General features: G+C 65.8%; 15 protein-coding genes. 10 read left to right on the forward strand and 5 right to left on the reverse strand.

The features are described from left to right. Nucleotides 1-37: 37 nt before the first annotated feature. The 7 genes from aspS (at nt 38) to CJ010_RS20005 (ending at nt 7,265) form a co-directional block, all read left to right on the forward strand. A complete protein-coding gene (gene aspS / locus CJ010_RS19975; RefSeq protein WP_141019676.1) occupies nt 38-1,837 on the forward strand; it encodes an aspartate--tRNA ligase in 1,800 nt (599 codons plus the stop codon). A gap of 183 nt (nt 1,838-2,020) precedes the next feature. Beyond that, nucleotides 2,021-3,673, forward strand: coding sequence for a tetratricopeptide repeat-containing response regulator (locus tag CJ010_RS19980; RefSeq protein ID WP_141019677.1), 1,653 nt, complete (start codon nt 2,021-2,023; stop codon nt 3,671-3,673). A 22-nt stretch (nt 3,674-3,695) separates the two neighbouring features. Further along, nucleotides 3,696-4,061 carry a ribonuclease domain-containing protein gene (locus CJ010_RS19985; protein WP_141019678.1) on the forward strand — a complete coding sequence of 122 codons (366 nt, stop codon included), beginning with the start codon at nt 3,696-3,698 and terminating at the stop codon, nt 4,059-4,061. Further along, nucleotides 4,058-4,501, forward strand: coding sequence for a barstar family protein (locus CJ010_RS19990; protein ID WP_141019679.1), 444 nt, complete (start codon nt 4,058-4,060; stop codon nt 4,499-4,501). Before CJ010_RS19985 ends, CJ010_RS19990 begins: the two co-directional genes overlap by 4 nt. A gap of 116 nt (nt 4,502-4,617) precedes the next feature. Next, nucleotides 4,618-5,040, forward strand: a complete 423-nt coding sequence (locus CJ010_RS19995) for an Hsp20/alpha crystallin family protein (RefSeq protein WP_141019680.1) — start codon at nt 4,618-4,620, stop codon at nt 5,038-5,040. Between the two features lie 105 nt (nt 5,041-5,145). After that, complete coding sequence (gene argB, locus CJ010_RS20000) at nt 5,146-6,045, forward strand: acetylglutamate kinase (protein ID WP_141019681.1); 900 nt, start codon at nt 5,146-5,148, stop codon at nt 6,043-6,045. A gap of 104 nt (nt 6,046-6,149) precedes the next feature. After that, complete coding sequence (locus CJ010_RS20005; protein WP_240794423.1) at nt 6,150-7,265, forward strand: hypothetical protein; 1,116 nt, start codon at nt 6,150-6,152, stop codon at nt 7,263-7,265. Here CJ010_RS20005 and CJ010_RS20010 read toward each other — a convergent pair. The 5 genes from CJ010_RS20010 to CJ010_RS20030 are packed head-to-tail and all read right to left on the reverse strand — an operon-like array spanning nt 7,262 to nt 12,521. Further along, entirely contained in the window at nt 7,262-9,733 is a 2,472-nt protein-coding gene (locus tag CJ010_RS20010) for a hypothetical protein (protein ID WP_141019683.1), read from the reverse strand. The genes CJ010_RS20005 and CJ010_RS20010 overlap by 4 nt on opposite strands. 3 nt (nt 9,734-9,736) lie before the next feature. Beyond that, on the reverse strand, nt 9,737-10,474 hold the full coding sequence (locus CJ010_RS20015; RefSeq protein ID WP_141019684.1) for a tetratricopeptide repeat protein: 738 nt from the start codon (nt 10,472-10,474) through the stop codon (nt 9,737-9,739). Next, on the reverse strand, nt 10,471-11,442 hold the full coding sequence (locus CJ010_RS20020; protein ID WP_141019685.1) for a hydrolase 1, exosortase A system-associated: 972 nt from the start codon (nt 11,440-11,442) through the stop codon (nt 10,471-10,473). Before CJ010_RS20020 ends, CJ010_RS20015 begins: the two co-directional genes overlap by 4 nt. Further along, a complete protein-coding gene (locus CJ010_RS20025) occupies nt 11,439-12,266 on the reverse strand; it encodes a hydrolase 2, exosortase A system-associated (protein ID WP_141019686.1) in 828 nt (275 codons plus the stop codon). Before CJ010_RS20025 ends, CJ010_RS20020 begins: the two co-directional genes overlap by 4 nt. Nucleotides 12,267-12,272: 6 nt before the next feature. Then, nucleotides 12,273-12,521, reverse strand: coding sequence for an acyl carrier protein (locus CJ010_RS20030; protein ID WP_141019687.1), 249 nt, complete (start codon nt 12,519-12,521; stop codon nt 12,273-12,275). 177 nt (nt 12,522-12,698) lie between these two features. On the opposite strand from CJ010_RS20030, the gene CJ010_RS20035 reads away from it, so the two are divergent. From CJ010_RS20035 to CJ010_RS20045, 3 genes are read left to right on the forward strand one after another with little or no spacing between them, the layout of a single operon-like run. Then, nucleotides 12,699-13,457: a GNAT family N-acetyltransferase gene (locus CJ010_RS20035; protein ID WP_205754827.1), complete on the forward strand. Its 759-nt coding sequence runs from the start codon at nt 12,699-12,701 to the stop codon at nt 13,455-13,457. Nucleotides 13,458-13,500: 43 nt separating this feature from the next. Next, entirely contained in the window at nt 13,501-15,084 is a 1,584-nt protein-coding gene (locus CJ010_RS20040; RefSeq protein ID WP_141019688.1) for an acyl-CoA ligase (AMP-forming), exosortase A system-associated, read from the forward strand. A 52-nt stretch (nt 15,085-15,136) separates the two neighbouring features. Continuing rightward, nucleotides 15,137-15,988: a glycosyltransferase family 2 protein gene (locus CJ010_RS20045; protein WP_168224992.1), complete on the forward strand. Its 852-nt coding sequence runs from the start codon at nt 15,137-15,139 to the stop codon at nt 15,986-15,988. Nucleotides 15,989-15,991: the final 3 nt, after the last annotated feature.

Below are 15,991 nucleotides of genomic sequence, written 5' to 3' on the forward strand. Positions count from 1 at the left end.
GCCAGTTGGGCCGCGCGGAACAGTCGGAAACCACACCATGCGAACTCAATACTGCGGCCAAGTCACCGCCGCCGACCTCGACCAGATCGTTACCCTGTGCGGCTGGGTCCACCGCCGCCGCGACCACGGCGGGGTAATCTTCATCGACCTGCGCGACCGCGAAGGCCTCGTCCAGGTGGTGTGTGACCCGGACCGTCCCGACATGTTCAAGACCGCCGAATCGGTGCGCAACGAATTCGTGCTGAAGATGACCGGCAAGGTGCGCCGCCGTCCCGCCGGCACCGAGAACACCAACCTCACCTCCGGCGAGATCGAAGTGCTGTGCCACGAGATCGAGGTGCTCAACACCTCGGCCACACCGCCCTTCCAGCTCGACGACGAGAACCTGTCCGAGACCGTCCGCCTGACCAACCGCGTCATCGACCTGCGCCGCCCGCAGATGCAGAAGAACCTGATGCTGCGCTACAAGGTGGCGATGGCCTTCCGCCGCTTCCTCGACGGCGCCGGCTTCATCGACGTCGAAACGCCGATGCTCACCAAGAGCACGCCGGAAGGCGCGCGCGACTACCTGGTGCCCTCGCGCGTGCATCCGGGCCAGTTCTTCGCGCTGCCGCAGTCGCCGCAGCTCTTCAAGCAGCTGCTGATGGTGGCCGGCTTCGACCGCTACTACCAGATCACCAAGTGCTTCCGCGACGAGGACCTGCGCGCCGACCGCCAGCCGGAATTCACCCAGGTCGATATCGAAACCTCTTTCCTCAACGAAACCGAGATCACCGCGTTGATGGAGGAGATGATCCGCTTCGTGTTCAAGGAATCGCTCGGCGTCGAGCTGCCCGCGCCCTTCCCGCGCATGACCTACGCTGAAGCGATGCGCCGCTACGGCTCGGACAAGCCGGACCTGCGCGTCACGCTGGAACTCACCGAAGTCACCGACCTGATGAAGGACGTGGCCTTCAAGGTCTTCTCCGGCCCGGCCAACAGCGGCGGTCGCGTGGCGGCGATGCGGGTCCCCGGCGGTGCCACCCTGACCCGCGGCGAGATCGACGAATACACCAAGTTCGTCGCCATCTACGGCGCCAAGGGCCTGGCCTACATCAAGGTGAACGACGTCAGCCAGCCCAACGAAGCCGGCTTGCAGTCGCCCATCGTGAAGAACCTCTCCGAAGCCGCGCTGCGCGGCGTGCTCGAGCGGACCGGCGCCCAGTCCGGCGACCTCATCTTCTTCGGTGCCGACAAGACCAAGGTGGTGAACGACGCCATCGGCGCGCTGCGCATCAAGCTCGGCCATGAAAAGGGCTACGTCACCGGCGACGCCTGGCGCCCGCTGTGGGTGGTCGACTTCCCGATGTTCGAGTATGACGAGGACGACAAGCGCTGGACCGCCTGCCACCACCCCTTCACCAGCCCCAAGGACGAGCACGTCGAGTTGCTCAAGACCAATCCGGGCGAGTGCCTGGCCAAGGCCTACGACCTGGCCTTGAACGGCTGGGAAATCGGTGGCGGTTCGGTGCGTATCCACCGTGCCGACGTGCAGGCCACGGTATTCGAGGCGCTCAACATCGGCGCCGAAGAACAGCAGGTCAAGTTCGGCTTCCTGCTCGACGCGCTCAAGTTCGGCGCGCCGCCGCACGGCGGCCTTGCGTTCGGTCTCGACCGCGTGGTCACCATGATGGCCGGCGCCGAATCCATCCGCGACGTCATCGCCTTCCCCAAGACGCAGCGTGCCCAGTGCCTGCTGACCAACGCCCCGGGCGAAGTCGACGAGAAACAGCTCCGCGAACTGCACATCCGCCTGCGCCAGAAGGTGGAAACGCAGGTCGAAGTCGGCAAGAGCTGAAGCAGAGGCCCATTCGCTCCGGCGAAGACCCGACCGGAAAGGCGGTGGCGCAAGCCCCGCCTTTTGTTTTGGAAGGCCCTCCCAGGCGGCCGGACAAAAGCGCGACTGCCTCTTCAGGTTTTGGGGCTGCTTGCCGTAAGCTTCTCCGGAGCCGCAAGCCGCGGCCGACAAGGCATATCGACCATGGCATCACTCGATCGTCTCAGCGTACTGGTCGTCGAAAGCCAACCGACCATGCGCACTCAATTGCGCACCATGCTGTCTTCCATCGGCATGGACGATGTCAACTTTGCGGTTTCGGCCGGCATGGCGGTCCGCCGGCTGCGCGAAAGGCGCTACGACCTCATCCTCTGCGAATACCACCTGGGCGAGGGCCAGGACGGCCAGCATCTGCTCGAAGACCTGCGCGGCCACGAAATCATCCCGCTCGCGACGCTCTTCATCATGATCACCGGCGAACGGAACTACGACAGGGTGATCAGCGCGGCCGAGCTCGCGCCGAACGACTACATCCTCAAGCCGCTGACATCCGAAACCCTGCGCGTGCGCCTCCTCCGGGCGGTGGAAAAACGCGAGGCCTTTCTCCCTGCATGGCGACTGCTGGAAATGGGCGACATCGTCGAGGCCATCGCCTATTGCGAGCAGACCGAGAACACCCATCCGCAGTACATCATCGACCTGTTGCGGCTTGAGGCCGAACTCCACGCCATGCTGGGCCACGCCGACCAGGCCGAGGCGTTGTACCGGCAGATACTCGAGTCGCGGGCGATCCCGTGGGCGCGACTGGGGCTCGCCCGCATGCTCCTGCAGAAGAAGCAGCATGCCGAGGCCGAAGAACTGCTCGACGCCCTGATCGCCGAGAACGAGAACTACATCGACGCCTACGACCTCCTCGCCCGTCTGCATGAGGAAGCCGGTCAGCTCGAACTCGCCCGCGTATCGCTCCAGGCCGCCACCGCGCGTTCACCTCATCGCCTCGCCCGCCTGCGCCATCTCGGCGAGGTTTCGCTCGAACTGGGCGACGCCAGCACGGCCGAAACGGTCATGGCCGAGGTCGTCCGTAAAGGCAAGTATTCGGACTTCCGCGATCCGGAAGACCATGTTCGTCTCGTCCAGGCGCAACTGACCCAGGGCAAGCTCGACGAGGCAGCGAGCACCATCACCGACCTCGACAAGAGCATGGGGCATCAGCCCAAGGCGATCTTGTGCAAGGCACTGTCCACCGCCCTGCTGTGCGCCCGCCAGGGCGACGTCCCGCGCGCCCAGGAAGCGCTCCTCATTGCAGCCCGCAGCAGCGGCGGCGCCTCGCAGTTGTCCGTTGCGCTCAAGCAGGAACTGGTCAAGGCCTGCGTGGACAACAACCTCGGCACGGCCGCCAGCGAAGTGGCCATGGACATCCTGCGTCACGCCGGCGACGATCAGACCATCGAATCGACCCGTGCGATGCTTGAATCGCGCGGGCTGGCCCAATTGTCGCAACAGATAGAGCAGCGCATCCAGGCCGAGGTCAAATCCCTGATCGCCACCGGCGCCGACAAGGCCCGTGCCGGTGATTACGATGGCGCAGTCACCGAGATGATGAACGCCGCCCGCAAGATGCCGGGCAACCCGCACGTACTCTTCAACGCAGCGCTCGCACTGCTGCGCCATATCGAGCATCGCGGCTGGAACGACCGCTTCGCCAGCCAGGCGCGCAACCTCATCGAGCGCGCCCGCAAGCTTTCGCCCGGCTACCCCAAGCTCGCCGCCATCGGCGAGTTCATGCACACGCTGATCCAGCACTACGGCGTGCGCCCTGCCACCACATCGCCTGCCCGGCGGACGCCAGTACCGTAATCCCCGCTGGAACTCACCCACGATGCTGCGCAACACCCTGTTCCGCCTGCTCGCTGCGTTCGCGCTCACCATCCTGCTCGGCGGCTGCTTTTCCGACAGCAAATCCGGTGTCGATCCGGCTGCGCTGCCGGCCGAAGCCATTACAACCCTGCAACTCATCGACCGCGGCGGCCCTTTCCCCTACCGCAAGGACGGCACCGTGTTCCAGAACCGCGAGCGCCTGCTGCCCGACAAACCGCGCGGCTACTACCGCGAATACACCGTGCCGACACCCGGCGAGCGCGACCGCGGTGCGAGACGCATCGTCACCGGCGGCAATCCGCCGACGAGCTACTACTACACCGACGACCACTATCGCAGCTTCCGCCTGATCCAGCCTCGTCCATGAACACCCCTTCCTCCAGTACGCTGCCCGCCCTCCTCGCCGACACCACCCGCGCCGGCGTGCGCCCGCTCCCCATCGGCAGCGCCGACCGCCTGCTCGCCGCAGCCACGCAGCTCGGCTACTGTGCCCGCAGCATCGACCTCGGCGCCTGCGCGGACAAGGCCGCGCTGCTCCAGCGCATGGCCGATGCGCTGAGCTTTCCCCAGTGGTTCGGTCACAACTGGGATGCGCTCGCCGACTGCCTCGGCGATCTTTCCTGGGTGCCGGCACCCGGCTACGTCCTGCTGCTGAGGCATGCCGCCGACCTGCGCAACCGGCAAGCCGACGACTTCGGCATCGCACTCGACATCCTGCGCGAGGCAAGCCAAGCGTGGGCGGAACAGAAGGTGCCCTTCTGGGCCTTCCTGGATCTGGCAGCACCCGGCGACGGCACCGGCCTGTAGTCGTTCTCGTTTCCCATCGTACGCGGACAGCCCTTCCGGCTCTTGAAATGCCCCAACCCGGTCCTATATTCGGGGTGAGGCGACAAGCCCGATAGCGCACAACGAGGAGATGACAAATGAGCAATCTGATCCGTCGTGACCCCCTGGACGACTTCTTCCGCGGTTTCTTCGTGCGGCCGGTCGAATTCGGTTCCGGCAGCAACGCCGGCGAAGTCCCGCAGATGCGGGTCGACGTAAAGGAAGACCCGGAAGGCTATGCGGTGCATGCCGAGCTGCCGGGGATGAAGAAGGAAGACATCCACGTCCACATCGATGGTCCCGTGGTGTCGATCAGCGCCGAACGCAAGCAGGAGAGCGAAACCAAGGAAGGTGAGCGCGTGCTTCGCACCGAGCGCTACTTCGGCAAGGTGTCGCGCAGCTTCCAACTCGGCCAGGACATCGATGAAGCACGTGCCACCGCCAAGTTCAACGATGGCGTGCTGGAACTGACGCTGCCGAAGAAGGCCGAAGCGCAGGCGAAGCGGCTGACGATCGCCTGATCACCATCCGCAGATCGACACGGCAGGCGGAAGACCGCACGGTCTTCCGCTTTTTGTTTGCCCCCTCGGCCACTACAATCGGCAGACTGTTTCCGGAGAAACCCGATGTCCGCTGAAAGCCGCACCGACGCCGTCACCCCCGCCCGCAAGGCCGAGATCCTTGCCGAAGCCCTGCCCTACATCAAGCGCTTCTTCGACAAGACCATCGTCATCAAGTATGGCGGCAACGCCATGACCGACCCCCACCTCAAGGATTGTTTCGCGCGCGACGTGGTGCTGCTCAAGCTCGTCGGCCTCAACCCTGTGGTGGTGCACGGCGGCGGCCCGCAGATCGAGAATCTGCTCACCCGCGTCGGCAAGAAGGGCGAGTTCATCCAGGGCATGCGCGTCACCGACGCCGAGACCATGGAGGTCGTCGAAATGGTGCTCGGTGGCCAGGTAAACAAGGAGATCGTCAGCCTCATCAACCAGCACGGCGGCAAGGCCGTCGGCCTCACCGGCAAGGACGCGAGCTTCATCCGCGCCAAGAAGCTGCTGATGCAGAAGCTGGACGCGCCGGGCGATGTCATCGACGTCGGCCAGGTGGGCGAGATCACCAGCATCGACCCCAGCCTCATCTCCTTCCTCGACCAGGGCGACTTCATCCCGGTGATTGCCCCGATCGGAGTCGGCGAAAACGGCGAGACCTACAACATCAATGCGGACGTCGTCGCCGGCAAGCTCGCTGAGATCCTCAAGGCGGAAAAGCTGGTGCTGCTGACCAACACCCCGGGCGTGCTGGACAAGGCCGGCAACCTGCTCACCGGCCTGACCCCGCGCCAGATCGACGATCTCGTCGCCGACGGCACGCTCTCCGGCGGCATGCTGCCCAAGATCGGCTCGGCGCTCGACGCCGCGCGCAATGGCGTGAAGTCGGTGCACATCATCGACGGCCGCGTCGAACATTGCCTGCTGCTGGAGATCCTCACCGATCATGGTGTCGGCACGATGATCAAGAGCAAGTAGGCGCCTCCTTCCCGACACCGCGCCGGCGCGCTGGCCCCATGCGCCTCCTGATTTGCGGCCTTGTGGCGAGCCTGTCGGCGCCGGTGTCGACGGCCGCGGTCATCATGGTCGGCGAGGGCGAGGCAATCACGCGCATCGCCGACGCGGCCCGCATCGCCCGGGACGGCGACCTCGTCCTCATCAAGCCCGGCACCTACCGCGGCGATGTCGCGGTCTGGGAACAGCACGCGCTGGAAATCCGCGGTCTCTCTCCGCAGCCCACTTTGATCGCCGACGGGAAGATTGCCGAAGGTAAGGCCATCTGGGTGTTTCGCAATGGCCGCATCAAGGTCGGCAACCTCGCCTTTCGCGGGGCCCGTGCCGCCGACGGCAACGGCGCGGCAATACGCCTAGAGAGCGGCGCGCTCGAAATCCAGGGCTGCACTTTCGAAGACAACCAGATGGGCGTGTTGACGGGCAACGTCGCCGACGCAAGGCTGGCCGTGCGCGACAGCGTGTTCGCCAACGCCCCCGCGCAATCCGCCCCGCTGCCGCACCTGCTCTACGTCGGCCGCATCGACACCGTCCATGTGGAGGGCAGCCGTTTCGAGGGCGGTCACTTCGGCCACCTGATCAAGTCGCGCGCGCGTACCAGCGTACTGCGCTACAACTTCATCGTGGATGGTCCGGCCGGCAGAGCCTCGTATGAGATCGACCTCCCGGACGGCGGCGACGCCCTGCTGGTGGGCAATGTCATCGGTCAGAGTCCGGGAAGCGAGAACCTCGCCCTGATCGCGTTCGGCGCCGAGGGGCCCGGCTGGCAGGAGAACCGGCTGCGCATGTCGCACAACACGCTGATCAACGAAAAACCGCAAGCGGCCCACTTCCTGCGCGCCTGGCCCGAGCGGCTGACCAGCCCTCTCAGTATCGTGACACTCAACAATCTGATCGTCGGAGAAGGCTTCTTCGACCAGATCCACCCCGGCGATCACGCCGGCAACCAGAAGCTGCCTGCCGGCTACTTCGCGGGAAGGGGCGCCGACTTCACCCTTCCGCCGTCATCGCCGCTGCGCGGCAAAGTCATGCCGCCGGCGACTCCGGCGCTGATACCAACGGCCGAATTCACCGCTCCGGCCAGCTCAAGGGCCCTCGCCCCACCGGCATCATGGGCGCCAGGCGCGTTCCAGCGCGTACCGGCCAACCAAGCGACGATATCGGAACACGTTGCGACCCCGCCCTAGCGGGATCTCGCCGCATCGGACGGAGCGCGCAGCCCCAGTGCGAGAAAGCACATGAGGAACGCGAGCAGGGCGAGCCGCGGAGCATCGACCAGGCTATCGAACGCCCCTACCGCGAAGAACGCCGCCATGCCACCTGCCAGCGGCGGCGCCAGCGCATGCCGCGCCGCCCGTCCGACCGTCACCCGGAAAAAGGCCGCCAGCGACAACACGCTGAACGCGAGCAGACCGAGCACGCCCTGTTCGACGAAGTAATGAAGCCAAAGATTCTTCGCATGCCAGGGCAGGTGATGGCGGTCGCTGCTGAAGAACCAGAAATCACTGGCGGCCGAAAAGTCGCCATTGCCGATGAGCTCCCTGCCCTGCGCATCGATCAGGCTGAGGTCATCGACTTCGATCCGGCGCCCCTGACTACCGCTTGCCACCGAGAAGACCGTCAGGCGCGGTAGCCATCCGCCCCCCCAGCCCAGGCCCTCCTTGCCGACGGCGACCTGCACCCGGCGCCAGGTATCGCCCGCCATCACCCGCTGCTCGCTACCGGTGCATTCGGTCGTGTAGAGCAGATGCTTGCGACAGATCTCGGTATGCAGGATCACCTCACCCTCCGGCGCCCTGACCCGCAGGGCGAGCACGAAGGGGGCTTCGAGATCGGACCGCACGCGCTGCGACACACGGTACAGTTCGCCGAACCCCAGCACGTGGCGCGGCCCGCCCAACCGCAGGTACAGATTGCCCGTATCTTCCCGCTCTATCCGGTGGCTGCCGGGATACATGCCGTTCGGAACCTGCCAGAAGAAGCGCTCGGCAAACTGCCCCACCCCTATTCCCAGCCAGAAGGCCTGATCCCCTTGCGGCAACGCCGCTGCCAGCGACCAATGCTGCAACCGGCCGGCGAAATCCTCAGCCACGGTCTCAAAGCGCTTGCTCGCGTAGTAGGTGTTGAAGGTCACGACGACCGCCGCCAGGCTCCCCAAGGCCAGCGCGACCCGTACCCAAGCGGCAGCATTCGGGCGCCAACAGACGGTCGGCCAGCGGTGGACCACCCCCAGCGGCGCCAGCACCCACAACGCGGCAATCGAGCCCGCCAGCAGCCCCCGTCCTTCGGACCAGAACTCCGACATCAGCACCGCGGCGATCGCCATCCACACCACGCAGGCCAGGGCGCAGACCTGCGCCACGCGCAACCAGCGCGCCGGCGGCCTCAGCAGAAGCAGGCATGACAGGCTCGCCCCGCTCAACGCATAGGCCAGATAGACCCCTTTCGGTATTCCCCACATCGCCACGACACTGAGTCCGCCGCCGATCAAACCGAGCAGAGCCGCCTGAGCCAGTTGCCGGCCCGACGACACTGCAACCAGCGGAGCGACCGCGAACACGCCGGCAGCCAGCCCCAGCATGGCCGCAAGCCCGCGGTAGCCACCGCTCTGGAACACGCCGACGAAGGACCATCCGAGGACCAGCGCAAAGCCTCCCCAAGCCAGCACGACGCCCGGCGCGAGGCGAACCGAACCGCGCTGCGCTGCGCTGCGAACCATCAACACGCCGGTGAGCGCAACACCGAGCGCCACACCCAGGTACAAGCCGCGGGAAAAGCTCGTGAAGGCCACGTAGCCGACAAGCGCCAACAAGGCCATCAACGGTACCAGGCGTGCGGCCCGCTGCTCGCGCAGCACCATCCACACCGCGAACGGCACCGTCAGCGCCAGCCAGCCATCCAGCGTGGCGCCGCCGACGTTCATTTCCCAGAACAACGAGGTCGTCCGGTAGTCGCTGGCAAAATCGGTCAGCCCGGTAAACACCATGCGCTCCCACAGCGCCCCCAGCGACACCAGCAGCAGGCCGAGCAGCACGCCTGCCGTCCAGAATCCGACCGCCTGCGCCTGCCGCGCGCGCATCGCCACGATCAGCAAGGGCAACAGCAAGACAGGCCAGATAAAACCCTTGGCCAGCCGCACACCGTTGAGCGGAGTCGAATAGCCCGCCAGCAGGCTCGGGTCGTTCCACACAGCGAGTAGTGGCCACCAGGCCGTCGACAGCATGAAGCTCGACAACAACAAGCCGACCAGCCCCCACTGCAGCACACCGAATCGCCACATGCGGCTTGGCGGCGAGGAAGTCGGCTGAAAGGCCTCTCGCACCCCCCCGACGGCCAAAGCGCTCAGCACCAGGGCATCGCTTTCGGTCAGATGGATCGCGCCGGTCCAGCCGGCAAGGTCCACGACCGGCGCCAGGGCCGGCACCGCGACCAGCCAGGCGTCACGGTGCCAGGCCACCGCCAGCAGGCAGATCGCGACGATGACAGCGCCGCGCAGGCTGCCCAGCGGATGAGTTCCGGCAAACACCACGAGCGCACCGCACGCGAGCAGCGCCAGGATCAGCCAGGCAAGCCTTGTCGTCACGCCAGTCGCAACCGGCACCGTCACGTCGGCCAGCGCGTGCGGGCGCCGGCCTCGCTCCGCACCTGCGTGCATGGATTACTGCGCCGACTCGCCAACCTGCCCGGTTGCGGCTGGCGGGGCCGATTCCACGCCGGACGCGGCCGGCTCCGGGGATATCGTCTCCGGTGCGGGCGGCGGCGGTTCGCGCCACTTGCCGGCACGCTTGAGCTTGTCGCGCAAGCCAGGAAGCGGGAAACCGAGTGCATAGGCGCGATGCGCACCGGCAAGCGATTTGTCGTACTGCTTGAGATCGAAATAGGCCAGGCCGAGGTTGTAGTGGATATTGGCGTCGTTCCCGTCCAGCGCGCTGGCTTCCTCGAGCTTGGCCAAGGCTTGCTGCGGTTGGCCATGCTTCAGGAAATAGAGCCCATAGATGAGCTTCACCATCCCGTCGTCGGGCGTGTAGGTTTCGGCACGGATCAGATAGCACTCGACCGAATGTGCGGCCCCCGGCGCATGTGCAGTCCGGTCACGCACGCCGAGATTGACCATCGACATCAAGGCCCGATGATGATTCGGGGACGCGTGCAGCGTGTACGCCAGATCGCCACCGATGGTGCCGCTGATCCCCTTTCTCAGCTGTTCCACCGAAGGCGGGAAATGGTATTGCTCGACGATGCGGAGACTCGCCTTGCCCGTGCGATAGTCGAACGGCCCATACCCACTCTTGAGCGAACCGCAACCGGGCACCTCCTGGGCATGAGCACTGATCCCCAACTGCAGCCATCCGGAAGCCAGCAGGGCTCCCAGCAGCCTCCACCTGCGCACGCTCATTTCTCCATCCTCCCTCCGCGCCTTGCGATTTCCATCACCATTGCCAAAGTGGCAACGGCGACGTCCTCTTTTGCCCTCTTTGTCGAGAACGTATGGTCGGCCTCGAAGCGCCTGATACCCAGGAACCGTGGTCCTTCAAGCAGGCAGCACCACCGCGACGACTTCGCGACGCCCCCCTCGAACTCCCGTGCAACGTAATCCCGCTCACTCAGAAAGAAGGCATACTCCGCCGCGCTCGCAGCCAACGCACTGGCCATCCGGGTCGGCAGATCCTGAATCGCATGAGCAGCCGGCGCCGGATCGTGCGAGCGCACGCGAGCAGCCCTCACGGCACCGACCAACCCGCCAAGCGAGCGCCCCAACGCCACCCCGCCACCAAACAGCTTGCGCCAGAAGGAAGGCTCCAGGATCCGCTTGAAATAGTAATGGCGAAGCTGGGTGCGCGCCGCGCCCTCGGGCGTCCGCACCCAGGGGTTCAGCAGGACCAGACCGGCAACGCGGGCGTCGGTGGGGGCATACAGGCAGGCTGCGCTGGCGCCGTCGCACAAGCCCCACAGCACCACGCGCTCCAGCTGCGGCTGACTGGAGAAGAAAGCATCGACCGCCGCGCGAAGATCTTCGCTGACCGCTTCGAAATCGCGCATGAGGCCAGTAGCATCTCCCATGCCACGGTAATCGAAGCGCATGCACGGAACGCCGCTTTCGGCGAGCCTGCGCGACAACTGCACGAACTGGCGATGGCTGCCCACCCGATACTGCGGGCCGCCGACGACGACCAGAACGCCCGTCGCCGCCGAACCCTCCACTGGCGCAGCCAGCACGGCCGGCAAGGACTCGCCGGCACATTCGAACAGGAAAGCGGACTCCCTGACTCGCAGCTGGCGCTCCGCGTCCCCCCCCGCGTCGGTGACACGCTCATCAGGCACACGGCCAGCGCTTGCGGTATCGACCGCCGGCACCGCACTCATGCCGCCACCCGCTCCAGCATGCGCAACGAGGCTTCGATCATGGTCGGCGCGGTCTCGATCTCCTGTGTCTGCCAGAAGGCCGCACCGCTCACCGCCTCGGATCGAACCAGATTACCCGCCTTGGTCAATCGTTCGGTCAAGCGGGCAAGCGCCGGCGAGAGTTCCGGCTGTGGACGACTGTCGACCTCGAACAATGCAACCGGTGCGGTATAACCCGGCGGCAGCCTCAGGCTCGCCGCATCCAGCCCAGCCGCCAGCGCCGCAGAAAGGCCGTAGCCGGCAACCTCGACGCCATCGCCACGCTGCAGGCTCTCGCGCAACAGGCTCATCGCCTGCCTCGCGTCGGCATCGGCCAGCATCTCGCCTGCCGCCTTCAAGCGCAGGAACTGGGTAAGGTGCTGGCGTCCGTCCGACACCGGCTGCCACATCAGCAGGGCCGGCTGCTCCAGCGCCGGGCCGTGCAGCCAGTCCGCAGCCAGCAGGCTGCCAGCACGCAGGCTCCACAGCACACGCGGGCCCTCGCAATGCGCACGCAGCCAGCTCCAGCCCAGGGCAACATCATCCACCCATCCCTGCCAGCACGCGTCGCCAAAGTCGCCGGCGCTGTCACCGCAACCATGGAGATCGATCTGCAGCACCATCCAGCCACTTGCCGCAAACGCCTGCGCCGCCAGCGAAACCATGCGGCGCGACTTGTTCAGCTCTTCCGCGAACGGATGGACGAACAGGACGCCGCCACGGGGCATCCCGACCGGGCGCGTGAGCACGCAGAAGCGCTGCCCCGCACGGCCATCGATGAAGAAGACCTCGCGCCTGACGTCCACGGGCTTTCAGCCCAGCTTGCCTTCGACGAAATCGACCAGGGTGCCGACGGTGGCAAAGGTCGAACCATCGATCTCGTCATCCTCGACAATGAAACCGAAACGCTCTTCCAGCATGTTCAGCAATCCGACGACGGCCATCGAATCCAGCTCCGGCACGGCGCCGAGCAGGGGCGAATCCAGTTCAAACGCGGCGGCTCGACCGCCCAGGCTCAAAACCTCGTCGATGATCGCGAGGACTTCCTTCTTGATATCCAATTGGGGACTCCGGGTTCCACTCGGGAAAGACACGTGACGGATTCTACGACGGCGTCAGGGGCCGGTTGGTATTATATGGGCGCCGCACGTGCCCGCTCGTGATGCAATTTGCGTCACTCGAGCCCGGACCACAGGATCGATAACCGGGTAATACATTCGCAGCGACGACCTGAGCCGATGCCTCTCCAGCGCATAACACGGAATTTCGCCGAACTGGGTGGGACGAACGCCCTCCTTTACCTGGCCACGCGCAGCCTCGAAGCCCTGAGCCGGGGCCGCGCGCGCATCATCCGCTATTACTTTGTCGCCCAGCCGATTCCCCCGGCAGGCAGCGGCACCCTGGTCCGCGAGAGCGCACGCAACCCGGTAGCGCCCATCCAGCCCGACGACCCCATGGTCGCGACCTTCCCGCGCCCGCCGGAGGTCATCGCCAACCGCTTCGGCAACGGCGACCTCTGCCTTGCAGCGCGCGCCGGAGATCGCTTTGCCGGATACCTGTGGCTGGCACGCGGCGCCTACGACGAAGACGAGGTGCGCTGCCGCTACGAACTGGCCGTACCCCAGGAAAGCGCCTGGGACTACGACGTATACGTCGAACCCGACTTTCGCATCGGTCGAACCTTCATGCGCCTGTGGGACGCGGCGAACCGCCACCTCGCCGCGGACGGCGTACGCTGGAGCTTCTCGCGTATCTCCGCGTTCAACCCGGTGTCCATGCAAACCCATGGCCGGCTCGGCATACGCAAGCTTGCCAGTGCGACCTTCATCTGCCTGGGCCCGCTGCAGTTGGCTGTGGCCAACACCCGGCCCTTCCTGCATGTGTCATGGTCGAAGCGTTGCCGGCCAGTACTGCAACTGCACCCGCCTGGCGACCGCAACCACGATGTTTGGCCAAACGCCGACAATGTCTCGAAAAAGAAGGAACTGTTCCGCTAGACTCTGCACTTGGCATATCCAGATCTGATGAAGAGCGCCGTCCATGAACGCAACCCACCTCCTGCACCAGCTCATCCTCGCCAGCGCGGAACGCACCCCAGGCGCCGACGCACTCAGCTTCACCGGCGAGTCACGAAGCTACGCAGCACTGGCCGGGGACATCACGCGCTTCGCGGCCGGTATGCACGCACTGGGCCTGGATCGCGGTGAGCGCGTCGGCATCTACCTAGACAAGCGCTTCGAGACGGTCATTTCCTTCTTCGGCAGCAGCGCCGCAGGCGGTGTGTTCGTCCCGGTAAACCCCGTCCTCAAGGCCGAACAGGTCGGCTACATCCTGCAAGACTGCAACGTTCGCGTGCTCGTCACCTCCCCCGAGCGCTTCAATGCGCTGCGCGACACACTGGCCCAGTGTCACGACTTGCGCCACGTCGTCCTCACCAATGATCCCCCCGAGTTGCCCGAACTGCCGGGCGCCTCTGTACACCGCTGGGGACAATTGCTCGATACGCCGCCAGTGGCCGGCCACCGCATCATCGACACCGACATGGCGGCGATTCTCTACACCTCGGGCAGCACGGGGCGCCCCAAGGGCGTCGTACTCTCCCACCGGAACATGGTGACGGGTGGCAAGAGCGTGGCGCAGTACCTTGAGAACGGACCGGGCGACACCCTGCTCGCAGCGCTTCCCCTGTCGTTCGACGCCGGATTTTCCCAGCTCAGCACCGCATTCCACGCCGGTGCGCGTGTCGTGCTGCTGAACTACCTGATGCCGCGCGACGTGCTCAAGGCCGTCGAGAAGGAGCGCGTCACCGGCCTGACCGCCGTGCCGCCGCTGTGGATCCAGCTGTCGCAACTTCAGTGGCCGGAAAGCGTAGGCAAGCACCTGCGCTACATCGCCAACACCGGTGGCCGCATGCCGCTGGAAACACTCACCCGTCTGCGCACGATGCTGCCGCAGACCCGGCCTTTCCTGATGTACGGCCTGACCGAGGCCTTCCGCGCCACCTATCTGCCACCGCAGGAAGCCGACCGGCGCCCCGACTCCATCGGCAAGGCCATTCCCAATGCCGACGTGCTGGTGCTGCGCGAGGACGGCAGCGAATGTGCGCCTAACGAACCCGGCGAACTGGTACAGCGTGGCGCCCTGGTAGCGATGGGCTACTGGAACGATGCCGACAAGACCGCCGAGCGCTTCAAGCCGCTTCCTGCCCAGGCTCCCGGCCGCCAGGCCGGCCTGATGCTGCCGGAAATCGCGGTGTTCTCGGGCGACACCGTGCGCCGCGACGAGGAGGGTTTTCTCTACTTCATCGGCCGGCGCGACGAAATGATGAAGACCTCCGGCTACCGCGTCAGCCCGACCGAAGTCGAGGAAATTCTCTACGCAACCAAGCTGGTCGGCGAATGCGCTGCGTTCGGGGTTCCGCACGAAACCCTCGGACAGGCCATCGTCGTTGTCGTCACCCCGCCGCCCGGCGGCACGCTCGACACCGTGGCGCTGCTGGCCGAGTGCCGGGCACGCATGCCAGCCTACATGGTCCCGAGCCGCTTCGACGTGCGCGAAGGCCCGCTACCGCGCAACCCGAACGGAAAAATCGACCGCAAGGCGCTGGCGAGCGAAACGACATGACATCCCCTCGACAGGTCGGGGCACACGAGCCCGCTTGGCTGGAGACGCAACTTTGAGCGCATCCGACCAAGCGCCGCTGGTGTCCGTCTGCATCCCGACCTGGTGCGGTGGCGCTTTTCTCAGCCAGGCCATCGAATCGGTGCTACAACAAACGTGGCCGGACTTCGAGTTGGTCGTCATCGACGACGCCTCGCCCGACGACACGACGGAACGTGTCTCTCAACATCTGAATGACAAGCGCGTCCGCTATCTTTGCAACGAGCGCAATCTCGGCGCGCAGGGCAACTGGAACCGCTGTCTGGACGTCGCGCGTGGCCGCTACATCAAGGTACTTCCGCACGACGACCTGCTGTCGCCAGACTGCCTCGAACGCCAGGTCGATGCGCTCGAACGGCACCCTGACGCAGTCCTGGCCTTCGGCGCCCGCCGCATTATCGACAGCCGCAACCGCCAGCTTTTCATCAAGCGTCCGCCCTGGCCCACCGGACAGGTTTCGGCACGAGACGTCCTGCGCGGTTGCGTAAGAGGCGGGACCAACCTGATCGGCGAACCGGGCGCAGTCCTGTTCCGCCGGTCGGCTGCGGTCAAGGCGGGCGCATTCGACGCATCCATTCCCTACGTGCTCGACCTCGATTACTGGAGCAGGCTACTGGCGCAGGGCGACGCCTGGTGCGACAAGGCTGCCCTGGCATCCTTCCGCGTCTCCCACCAGTCGTGGAGCGTCGCCATAGGACGCAAGCAGGCGGAAGAATTCGAGCGCTTCATCGACCGCATCGCACAGCAGCCGCAGGTACTCGCCAACGGCAAGGACCGTTTCATCGGCCGGGCCAGGGCCAGGGCCAACGGCGTCGCCCGCCGGGTCATCTACGCGCTGACCCTGACTGGCAAGCGGGAAACATCGTGAGCA

Source organism: Azoarcus sp. DD4 (assembly GCF_006496635.1).
Taxonomy (GTDB): domain Bacteria; phylum Pseudomonadota; class Gammaproteobacteria; order Burkholderiales; family Rhodocyclaceae; genus Azoarcus.